At 71.7% G+C, this 10,147-nt stretch carries 9 protein-coding genes and 1 rRNA gene; 8 read left to right on the forward strand and 2 right to left on the reverse strand.

Going from position 1 to position 10,147, the window contains the following annotated elements:
- The 4 genes from VE614_RS08805 to VE614_RS08820 form a co-directional block, all read left to right on the forward strand.
- A partial coding sequence (locus VE614_RS08805; RefSeq protein ID WP_324934405.1) for a hypothetical protein occupies positions 1–1,189 on the forward strand: 1,189 nt, incomplete at its 5' end.
- Positions 1,186–2,742, forward strand: coding sequence for an SCO6880 family protein (locus VE614_RS08810; protein ID WP_324934407.1), 1,557 nt, complete (start codon positions 1,186–1,188; stop codon positions 2,740–2,742). The genes VE614_RS08805 and VE614_RS08810, both read left to right, overlap by 4 nt.
- Before the next feature lie 6 nt (positions 2,743–2,748).
- Positions 2,749–4,161: an ATP-binding protein gene (locus tag VE614_RS08815; RefSeq protein ID WP_324934409.1), complete on the forward strand. Its 1,413-nt coding sequence runs from the start codon at positions 2,749–2,751 to the stop codon at positions 4,159–4,161.
- 1 nt (position 4,162) lies between these two features.
- Entirely contained in the window at positions 4,163–5,692 is a 1,530-nt protein-coding gene (locus VE614_RS08820; RefSeq protein WP_324934411.1) for a type VI secretion protein, read from the forward strand.
- 28 nt (positions 5,693–5,720) lie between these two features.
- Here VE614_RS08820 and VE614_RS08825 read toward each other — a convergent pair whose 3' ends face one another.
- Complete coding sequence (locus VE614_RS08825) at positions 5,721–6,296, reverse strand: GNAT family N-acetyltransferase (protein WP_324934413.1); 576 nt, start codon at positions 6,294–6,296, stop codon at positions 5,721–5,723.
- 94 nt (positions 6,297–6,390) lie between these two features.
- On the opposite strand from VE614_RS08825, the gene VE614_RS08830 reads away from it, so the two are divergent.
- From VE614_RS08830 to VE614_RS08845, 4 genes are read left to right on the forward strand one after another with little or no spacing between them, the layout of a single operon-like run.
- Positions 6,391–7,311: an ABC transporter ATP-binding protein gene (locus VE614_RS08830; RefSeq protein WP_324934415.1), complete on the forward strand. Its 921-nt coding sequence runs from the start codon at positions 6,391–6,393 to the stop codon at positions 7,309–7,311.
- On the forward strand, positions 7,308–8,075 hold the full coding sequence (locus tag VE614_RS08835; RefSeq protein WP_324934417.1) for an ABC transporter permease: 768 nt from the start codon (positions 7,308–7,310) through the stop codon (positions 8,073–8,075). The genes VE614_RS08830 and VE614_RS08835 overlap by 4 nt, the downstream gene beginning before the upstream one ends.
- Complete coding sequence (locus VE614_RS08840; RefSeq protein WP_324934419.1) at positions 8,072–9,334, forward strand: sensor histidine kinase; 1,263 nt, start codon at positions 8,072–8,074, stop codon at positions 9,332–9,334. Before VE614_RS08835 ends, VE614_RS08840 begins: the two co-directional genes overlap by 4 nt.
- Positions 9,331–10,002, forward strand: a complete 672-nt coding sequence (locus VE614_RS08845; protein WP_324934421.1) for a response regulator transcription factor — start codon at positions 9,331–9,333, stop codon at positions 10,000–10,002. The genes VE614_RS08840 and VE614_RS08845 overlap by 4 nt, the downstream gene beginning before the upstream one ends.
- 49 nt (positions 10,003–10,051) lie before the next feature.
- On the opposite strand, the gene rrf is transcribed toward VE614_RS08845, so the two are convergent.
- Positions 10,052–10,147 (reverse strand): 5S ribosomal RNA (gene rrf / locus VE614_RS08850); the annotation flags it as partial.

Genomic DNA, 10,147 nt, shown 5'->3' on the forward strand with positions numbered 1-10,147 from the left:
CGGCCCCGCCAAGGACTACTGCGAACGAGGCAGCGGCAGCCGCTCCCGCTCCGGCCCGGAAACCCTCGACCCCACCACCACCCTCGACCCCCTCTCCTCCCTCGCCCAGGGCTGCGCCGACGCCGCGTCCTGGACGATCGACAAGCTCAGCGAGGCGGTCAAGGACACCGCGAACGTCGACTTCACGAACCCGACGTTCCTCCAGCAGTACGCGGTGGTCTTCGCGGCGTCGACGATCCTCACGCTGCTCCTGTGGCTGCTGGCGGTCGCCAAGCGCGCCGTCCGCGGCGTACCGCTGACCACCGCCATCTCGGAGGCGATCGGCTTCCTCTGGCTCACCGTCCTCGCCTCCGCCTTCACCCCTCTGATCCTGTACACGGTGGTGAGCGCCACCGACGGCATCACGGACGTCCTCGCGAAAGCCACCGGCGACCAGACCGACACCTTCTTCGGCAACTTCTCCGGCGCCCTGGAGAAGGGCGAGGACATCGGCGGCGGCCCGATCATGCTGATCGTCGTCTCCCTGGTCAGCATCCTCGCCGCGGGCGTCCTGTGGCTGGAACTCGTCATCCGCGCCGCCCTGCTCTACGTGGGCGCCCTGCTCGGCACGGTCGTCTACGCCGGCCTGGTCGACAAGAACCTGTGGGGCCATGTCCGCCGCTGGGCGGGCATCATGATCGCGGTGATCCTCGTCAAGCCGGTGATCGTGATCGTCCTGGGCCTCGCGGGCGCGCTCTCCGCCGACGACGGCCCGGACGCCTTCTCCGCGGTCGTCTCCGGCCTCGCGATCATCCTGCTCGCCATCTTCGCCTCGGCGATGATCTACCGTTTCGTCCCGGGCTTCGGCGACGAGATCGCCGGTTCCCGCAACAACCGCATCATGCAGACCGCCGAGGGCAAGGCGGCAGCGGTGATCAGCAGCCCGGCCACCCTCGTCGCGCAGGGCATCAAGACGCACAGTTCCCGTGCGGACAACAACGGCGGCCAGTCCGCCGGCACCAGCGCCCCCCGTCCGGCCAACACCGCCGCCGGCGGCGTGGCCGCGCACAGCTCGCGCACCTCGACCGGTGGCGGCGGATCTGTCCCCTCCGCCGCGCCGCCGCCCCGTTCGTCCAGCCCGGTGAACACGCCTCACGCCAGCAACACCCGCAACAGCAGCACCAATCGCACGGGAGGTGAAGGGCGTTGACGACCGAGTCCCATCTGTCTCATCCGGTCACGCCCCGCCGTACGTATCTGATCGGCCGCGCCCGGCCGAGCGCGATCATCGGCCGCAACCGCGAGACCGGCGAGATCGCGCTGATCATCGCGGGCGCGTTCCTCGGCATGATGTGCGGGCTCCTCGTTCCGGTCCTGTCCCTCCGGATCCTGCTGCTCATGGGCTTCCCGCTGCTCGCCATCGCGGCGGTCTACGTGCCGTACAAGCACCGCACGTTCTACAAGTGGTTCGAGATCAACCGAAGCTACAAGCGCACCCTCCGCTCGGGCGCCACCTACCGTTCCGGCGCGATCGAGGCGGGCACCCGGCTCGACGGGCGGGAGATCGAGGTCGGCCCGCCGCCCGGCATCGGCCGCATCACCTGGCTCTCCGCGCCCTTCGGCCCGGACGAGATCGCCGTACTGCTGCACGCCGACCGCAAGACGGTCACCGCCTGCATCGAGATCGAGGGCCCGGGCGTCGGCCTGCGCGACTCGGAGGACCAGGAAGCCCTGGTGGACCGTTTCGGCACGCTGCTCAAGCACGTCGCCAACGGCGACGGCTTCGTCACCCGTCTCCAGATGCTCGCCCGCACCCTGCCCGCCGACCCGGACGCCCACGCCAAGGACGTCGCCGTCCGCGGCGACGACCGGGCACCGGCGTGGCTCCAGCAGTCGTACGACCAGCTCCAGTCGATGGTGTCGACCAGCAGCGAGCAGCACCGCGCCTATCTCGTCGCCTGTATGCACTACACCCGCGAACTGGCCGCCGAGGCGAACGCCATGGCCCGCGCGGCCCGCCCGCACGGCGGCAAGGCCGACCGGGACGCGGGCCTCGCCGTCGTCATGGCCAGGGAGCTGACGGACATCTGCTCCCGTCTCCAGGAAGCCGACATCCGCGTCCGGCAGCCGCTCGGCCAGAGCCGGCTCGCCTCGCTCATCCACTCCATGTACGACCCGGACCACCCGATCGACCACATCCAGGCGATGACGAAGCGCAACGCCTGGCCGGCCGAGCTGGACGCCATGGAGCCGACGTTCCTCCAGGCGAAGACCCGCGAGTCCTCCACCCGCGCCCCGTGGTGCCACGCCACGGCCTGGGTGAAGGAGTGGCCGATGACGCCCGTCGGCGTCAACTTCCTGGCCCCGCTGCTGGTCCACACCCCGGACGTCATCCGGACCGTCGCCGTCACGATGGACCTCGAACCCACCGAGATCGCCATCGAACGCATGCTCACCGAGAAGACCAACGACGAGGCGGAGGCGTCCCGCGCCGCCAAGATGAACCGCACCGTCGACCCGCGCGACATCGCCGCCCACAACCGCCTCGACCAGCGCGGCGAGGATCTGGCGAGTGGCGCCGCGGGGGTGAATCTCGTCGGCTACATCACCGTCTCCTCGCGTAATCCGGAGGCACTGGCCCGCGACAAGCGGACGATAAGGGCGTCGGCCGGAAAGTCGTATCTGAAGCTGGAATGGTGCGACCGCGAGCACCACCGCGCCTTTGTGAACACGCTGCCCTTCGCCACCGGCATTCGGAGGTAGGACCTGATGCGGGACCCGCTGTCCGTCCTCACCGACGCCTTCACGTCCTTCCTCTTCGGGAAGGTCGAGACGACCCGCCTCCCGGTCCGCACCTCCACGGGCCAGGCCCAGGCCGTCTACCTGCCGACGGCCGCGCCCGGCCTCGGCGACTCGGGCGTCATCATCGGCCGCGAGGTCTACTCCGGGAAGGGATACATCTACGACCCCTTCCAGCTGTACGGCCAGCAGCTCCCCGCCCCGCACTGGCTCGTCCTCGGCGAGTCCGGCAACGGCAAGTCGGCCCTGGAGAAGACGTACGTCCTGCGCCAGCTGCGCTTCCGGGACCGCCAGGTCGTCGTCCTGGACGCGCAGGGCGAGGACGGCGTGGGCGAGTGGAACCTGATCGCGCAGGAACTGGGGATAACTCCCATCCGGCTGGACCCGATGGCCGCCAGGGACCACGGCATCCGCCTCAACCCGCTCGACCCGTCGATCACCACGACCGGGCAGCTGGCGCTGCTGCGGACCATCATCGAGGTCGCCATGGGCCACGGCCTCGACGAGCGCTCCGGCTTCGCCCTCAAGGTCGCGCACGCCTACGTCAACGAGACCATCGTCGAGCGCCAGCCCGTCCTGTCCGACATCGTCGAGCAGCTGCGGCACCCCGAGCCGGAGTCGGCGGAGTCGATGAACGTCGACATAGACGATGTACGGGCGTGGGGCCTGGACGTGGCGCTGGTCCTCGACCGGCTCGTCGACGGTGACCTGTGCGGCATGTTCGACGGCCCGACCACGGTCGGCATCGACCTGGACGCCCCGCTGATCGTCTTCGACCTGTCCCACATCGACCGCAACTCCATCGCCATGCCCATCCTCATGGCGATCGTCGGCGTCTGGCTGGAGCACACCTGGATCCGGCCCGACCGGAAGAAGCGCATCTTCCTGGTCGAGGAGGCCTGGCACATCATCAACAGCCCGTTCGTGGCCCAGCTGTTCCAGCGGCTGCTGAAGTTCGGCCGCCGGCTCGGCCTGTCCTTCGTCGCCGTCGTCCACCACCTGTCCGACGTGGTCGACGGCGCGGCGGCGAAGGAGGCGGCGGCGATCCTCAAGATGGCCTCCACGAGGACGATCTACGCCCAGAAGGCCGACGAGGCCCGCGCCACCGGCCGGGTCCTCGGCCTGCCCCGCTGGGCCGTCGAGATCATTCCCACCCTCACCCCGGGCATCGCCGTCTGGGACGTCAACGGCAACGTCCAGGTCGTCAAACACCTGGTCACCGAGACCGAACGCCCACTCGTCTTCACCGACCGCGCGATGACCGAGTCCGTCAGCGACTTCCTCGACCACGACCCCCTGCGCGCCGCCGAACTGGAAGCCGAGGAGCGGGCCGCGGCCTTCGTCGAACAGCACCTCGGCGACTCCGAGTCCACGGTGGCGTGAGATGAGACCGGACGACCGAGGCCGCCGCCAGGACACCCAGGGCGGCATCCCCGACGGCCTGCTCATCGGCATACTCGCGTTCCTGCTCGGCATGACCCTGCTGGTGTGGTCGGCCACGGGGCTCGCCGCCTGGTTCGCCCACGGCGCCTGGCCGGACAGCGTCACCTTCACCCGCACGCCGCTGGCCATGCGCAGCCTGATCGCCCAGCCGCACGACATCCCGGGCGCCTGGCCGGACACCCCGCCGGGGCAGCTCTCCCGGTACGGGCTGTTCTGGGGGCTGTTCATCGGGCAGCTGATGATGCTGCTCGTGCTGACCGTGTTCGTGCTGGGCACGGTCGCTCGCTGGCGAGCGGTGCGCGCGGGCCGCCGGACCGCCCCGGCGACCGGGTCCGCCCCCGCACCCGAGCCTGACCCGCGGCCCGCCCCCGCACCCGCATCCCCGTACGAGGTGCCCACACCCCGCAGGCAGCCCGAACCCGCCCCGGCCCACACCGCCGCCACCACGGCCCCGACAGCCACCCCGCACCCGCAGGCCCCCCAGGTCTCCCACGAGCAGCACTCGCAGGGACGGGCCCCGCAGGGACACGGCTCCCCCTCCCCCACCGGGGGCCGTCTCCTCCTGGCCACCCCGGAGATCCGCCACTCCACCGCCGCCCAGGCCGTCCGCGACGCCGAAGGCCCCGTCCTCGTCGTCACCTCCCACCCGGGCGTCTGGTCCGACACCAAGGACGCCCGCGCCAAACTCGGCCCGGTCCTCCTCTACGACCCCCACCACCTCTGCGACACCCCGTCCCGCCTGCACTGGTCCCCGACCGCGGGCTGCGAGGACAAGCAGACGGCGACCCGGCGAGCCGCCGCGCTGCTCACCCCCGTCCGCCCCACCGCCCGGATCGACCAGGCGGTGAGCGACACGGCCGAGACACTGCTGCGCTGCTGTCTGCACGCCGCCGCCCTGGACGGCCGTACGATCCGCCATGTGCACCGCTGGTCGCAGGGCAGCCAGATCCAGGACGCCGTGCGCACCCTGCGCACCCACCCCAAGGCCGCGCCCGGCTCCGCCGGCGAACTGGAATCCGCGCTGACCGCGCACCCCGAACGCCGGGACATGGCCCAGCAACTGATCGGCCGTGCCCTGTCCGCACTGTCCACGGTCCACGTGCGCGAGGCATGCACTCCAAACCGAACTGATGCGCTCACCTTGGATTCCTTCATCGCCGAAGGGGGAACGCTTTACGTGGTGGGTGAATCCATCGAGGACCCCAGGACCGAACCGGGCGCGATGCCCCTCCTGACGGCCCTCGTCTCCAGCGTGGTCGAGCACGGCCGGCGCATGGCCGAACGGTCATCCCCTGGTCGGCTCGACCCACCACTCACCCTCGTCCTCGACGACGTCGCGGCGGTGGCCCCCCTCCCCCAGCTCCCCGACCTGCTGGCCTCCGGCGCGGACCAGGGCCTGCCCACCCTCGCCCTGCTCCGCTCCCGCGAACAGGCCCGCACCCGCTGGCCGCACGCCGAACTGCCGGTCTGAGGCAGCGGGCAGCCGCCCGCCCGGCGGGTCAGGCCGAGGGCCGCTCCAGGACGAACTCCAGCTCCCGCTCGTCCGGCCGCCCGGCCAGCGGCACCACCGCCCCGCTCGGCGCGAAGCCCACCTTGCGGTAGAAGCCCTGCGCCCGCTCGTTGTCCTCGTGCACGATCAGCCGCACCCGCTCCACCCCGGTCTCCCACGACCAGGCCAGCACCGCGGTGAAGATCCGCTCGGTCAGCCCGCGCCCGCGGAACTCGGGCCGGACGAACACCCCGACCACATGCCCCTGCCGCCGCTCGACCGGGAACCCCGCCCAGTCCGTCGTCCCGGCCTCCTCGACCAGCACGGTCGCGGTCCCCGCCCACACCCCGCCCGGCCCCACGGCGACGACCTGCCGCGCGCCGGCCGCCCCCTCGGCCGCCCCCGCCGCGCGCTCCCGCCAGTAGGAGTCCGAACGGGCGGCGGCGGCCTCGTACGTGTCCAGGAAGGCGAGGTGCGCGACCGGATCGCGCAGCGCGGCCAGCCGCAGCGCCTTCACCTCGGGCCACTCCTCGGCCCGCACCGCGCGCACCTCGAACGTCCCACCGACATCCACGACAGAACTCATGCCGGCCACCGTAGTACCGGGGTACTACGCCGCTCACCCGGAATACCGTCCGCGGTCCGACGCCCGCCACCCCCGCACGGACCAGCATCGAAGCATGATTACGGCACAGGACCTCACCAAACGCTACGGCGACAGGACCGCAGTCTCCGGCCTGACCTTCACCGTCCGCCCGGGCACCGTCACCGGCTTCCTCGGCCCCAACGGCGCCGGCAAGTCCACCACCATGCGCATGCTGCTCGGCCTGGACGCCCCCACCCGCGGCCACGCCACCCTCAACGGCCGCCCCTACGCCGCCCACCCGGCGCCACTCACCCAGGTCGGCGCGCTCCTCGAAGCCCGCTCGGTCCACCCGGGCCGCACCGCACGCCACCATCTGACCGCCCTCGCCCTCACCCACGGCATCCCCCGCAGCCACGTCGCCCACGTCCTCGGCCTCACCGGCCTCACCGACGTCGCGAACCGCCGCGTCAAGGGCTTCTCCCTCGGCATGGGCCAACGCCTCGGTATCGCCGCCGCCCTGCTCGGCGACCCGGATGTGCTCATCCTCGACGAACCGGTCAACGGCCTCGACCCCGAGGGCGTCCTGTGGATCCGCACCCTCCTCAAGTCCCTCGCCGCCGAAGGCCGCACGGTCCTGGTCTCCTCCCACCTGATGAGCGAGATGGCCCTGACCGCCGACCACCTGATCATCATCGGCCGCGGCCGGCTCCTCGCCGACACCACCGTCACCGAGTTCGTCCGCCACTCCGGCGCAGGCACCGTCAAGGTCGTCACCCCCGAGGCCCCCGCCCTCGTACGGCATCTCTCCACGCCCGGTGTCGACATCACCAGCGACACCCCCGGCACCCTCCACATCCACGGCACCGACGCCGAGCACATCGGCCGCACCGCCGCCGCGCACGGCATCCCCCTCTACGAACTCACCCCGCGCGCCGCCTCCCTGGAGGAGGCGTTCATGGACCTCACCCGCGACGCCGTCGAATACCCCGCGACCCTGCAAGGAGCCCCGGCATGACCGCCCTGGCCGTCACCCCCGCCCGTGTCCTGCACTCCGAATGGCACAAGCTGTGGACGCTCCGCTCCACCTGGCTCAACCTCGCCCTGATCCCCGTCCTCACCCTCGGCACGGGCATCGCCATCGGCGGCTCCTACGAGTCCGGCGACGCCACCGAGCTGGACACCGTCCTCCTCGTCCTGCTCGGCATGCAGTTCAGCCAGATCATCGTCGGCGTCCTCGGCATCCTCGCCACCGCCGAGGAACACTCCACCGGCCTGGTCCGCTCCACCATGACAGCCGTCCCCACCCGCCTCCCCGTCCTCTGGTCCAAGGCGGCGATCCTCGGCACGGTCTGCTTCCTCACCGCCCTCGCCACCAACCTGCTCACCTTCCCCCTCGTCCAGACCCTCCTCACCGGCACCGACAAGGAAGCCGCCCTCGGTGACCCGGGCATCCTGCGCGCCCTCGTCGGCAACGCCGCCGGACTCGCCCTGGTCGCCGTCCTCGCGGCCGGCCTCGGCTCCCTGATCCGCTCCGTCCCCACCAGCGTCGGCGTCCTGATCGGCGTCGTCATGATCCTCCCCGAGGTGCTGAGGATGCTCCCCTACGACGCCGTCGACGACGCCGTACGCCACTTCCCCGGCAAGGCCCTCGAAGCCCTCACCCACGCCGACCCCACGCCCGGCATGACCTCCCCCGGCACCGCCCTGCTCTCCCTCGCCCTGTGGACGGCGGCCACCCTCACCGCCGCGGCCGTCTTCCTCAAGCGACGGGACGTATGAGCCCCGCACCCCGCACCATGGACGGCATGCAGCCGGCTCCCGAGCCCCTGACCCAGCACATCCAGCGCGTCATCGCCCGGGTGCGCGCCTTCGACCGGCGCCACCCGTCGGCCTGGGACCTCCACCTGACCGGCCTCTGCGTCAGCATCGCCCTGCTCGACTACGCCACCGGCGGCTGGCGTGCCGTCGCCCGTGGCACCGAGGCCCCCGACTGGCTGGTCATCGCCCTGAACCTCGGCTTCTCCATCCCCCTCCTCCGGCGCCGCAGCCACCCCCTCGCGGTCCTGCTGGCCATGACCCCGGTCGCCCTGGTCAACGCCTGGACCGGCACCGTCCTCCAGGCCGCCATGCTCCAGCTGGTCGTCGTCTACAACATCGCCCTGCGCCTCCCCCTGCGCACCCTGGCCTGGACGGCCCCGCTGTCCATCGCCCCGATCCTCGTCCTCGCCGCCCGCCACCCGCAGCACGGCTGGAACCAGGAGATCGTTCCCCCACTGATGTCGATCGCCGTGGCCGCCCTGGCGGGCATCGCGGTCCGCACCCGCCGCGACTACACCGAGGCCCTGGAGGACCGCGCCCGCCGCCTGGAGACCGAACGCGACCAGCAGGCCCGCCTCGCAGCCGCCGCGGAACGCGCCCGCATCGCCCGGGAGATGCACGACATCATCGGCCACAACCTCTCCGTCATCACCGGCCTGGCCGACGGCGGCCGCTACGCCGCCGCCAAATCCCCGCACCGCGCCGCCCAGGCCCTGGACGCCATCGCCGGCACCAGCCGCCAGGCCCTCACCGAACTGCGCCGCCTCCTGGACGTCCTCCGCGACGACCACCAGCACCCGGACGCCGGCCTCACGCCCCAGCCGGCCCTCACCGACCTGGACCAGCTGATCGACGGCGTCCGCACGGCGGGCCTCCCCGTCCGCCTCACCACCCACGGCACCCCGGACCTCCGCCCGGGCCGCCAGCTCACCGTCTACCGCGTCGTCCAGGAGGCCCTCACCAACACCCTCAAACACGCGGGCCCCGGCGCCACCGCCGACATAGCGCTGTCCTACGACGGCCAGGGCGCCGCCACGGTCACCGTCACGGACACCGGCCATGGCGCCCGCCCCCTCGACGGCACCGGCGCCGGCCGCGGAATTCCCGGCATGCGCGAACGAACGGCCCTCTACGGCGGCACACTTGAGGCCGGCCCCCGCCCGGGCCCCGAACGGGGCTGGCGCGTCCGTCTCCACCTCCCGGAGGAACCCCCGCCGTGACGACCGTCCTCATCGCCGACGACCAGCCCCTCCAGCGCCTCGGCTTCCGCATGCTGCTGGAGAGCCAGGACGACATGACGGTCCTGGGTGAGGCCGGGAACGGCACGGAGGCGGTCCGCATGACCGCGGAGCTGCACCCCGACGTCGTCCTGATGGACGTCCGTATGCCCGGCCTCGACGGCATCGAGGCCACCCGCCGCATCACCGCCACAGGCGACCGCACCCGCGTCCTGATCCTCACCACCTTCGACCTCGACGAGTACGCCTACGCCGGCCTCCGCGCCGGAGCCTCCGGCTTCCTCGTCAAGGACGCCCAGCCGGAAGAACTGCTCTCCGGTATCCGCGCGGTCGCGACCGGAGACGCGGTCGTGGCCCCCAGCCTGACCCGCCGCCTCCTCGACACCTACGTCCACCATCTGCCGACGACACCGGGCCCCTCCGCCCCGGCCCCGGAAGACCCCCGCCTGACACCGCTCACGGACCGGGAACGAGAAATCCTCACGGTCATCGGCATGGGCTGGACGAACACCGAAATAGCCACCCGCCTGCACCTGGCCGAATCGACGGTGAAAACGCATGTGAGCCGCGTCCTCGCGAAAACCGGCTCACGGGGCCGCATCCAGGCGGTGATCCTGGCCTACGACACAGGCCTGGTGAAACCGTCCTGAAACGCAGAAAACCCCCGCATCTTCCGATGCGGGGGTTTTCCCAAAAATTGTTCGGCGGTGTCCTACTCTCCCACAGGGTCCCCCCTGCAGTACCATCGGCGCTGTAAGGCTTAGCTTCCGGGTTCGGAATGTAACCGGGCGTTTC

The sequence above is a fragment of the Streptomyces sp. genome, from assembly GCF_035645055.1.
In the GTDB taxonomy this organism is placed as follows: Bacteria; Actinomycetota; Actinomycetes; order Streptomycetales; family Streptomycetaceae; genus Streptomyces.

Excerpts from the sequence above, each read along its gene's own strand:
- VE614_RS08835 (WP_324934417.1), top strand. The coding sequence starts at position 7,308 with ATGACCGCCCTGGCCGTCACCCCCGCCCGTGTCCTGCACTCCGAATGG.
- VE614_RS08840 (WP_324934419.1), top strand. The coding sequence starts at position 8,072 with ATGAGCCCCGCACCCCGCACCATGGACGGCATGCAGCCGGCTCCCGAG.
- VE614_RS08830 (WP_324934415.1), top strand. The coding sequence starts at position 6,391 with ATGATTACGGCACAGGACCTCACCAAACGCTACGGCGACAGGACCGCA.
- VE614_RS08815 (WP_324934409.1), top strand. The coding sequence starts at position 2,749 with ATGCGGGACCCGCTGTCCGTCCTCACCGACGCCTTCACGTCCTTCCTC.
- VE614_RS08825 (WP_324934413.1), bottom strand. The coding sequence starts at position 6,296 with ATGAGTTCTGTCGTGGATGTCGGTGGGACGTTCGAGGTGCGCGCGGTG.
- VE614_RS08820 (WP_324934411.1), top strand. The coding sequence starts at position 4,163 with ATGAGACCGGACGACCGAGGCCGCCGCCAGGACACCCAGGGCGGCATC.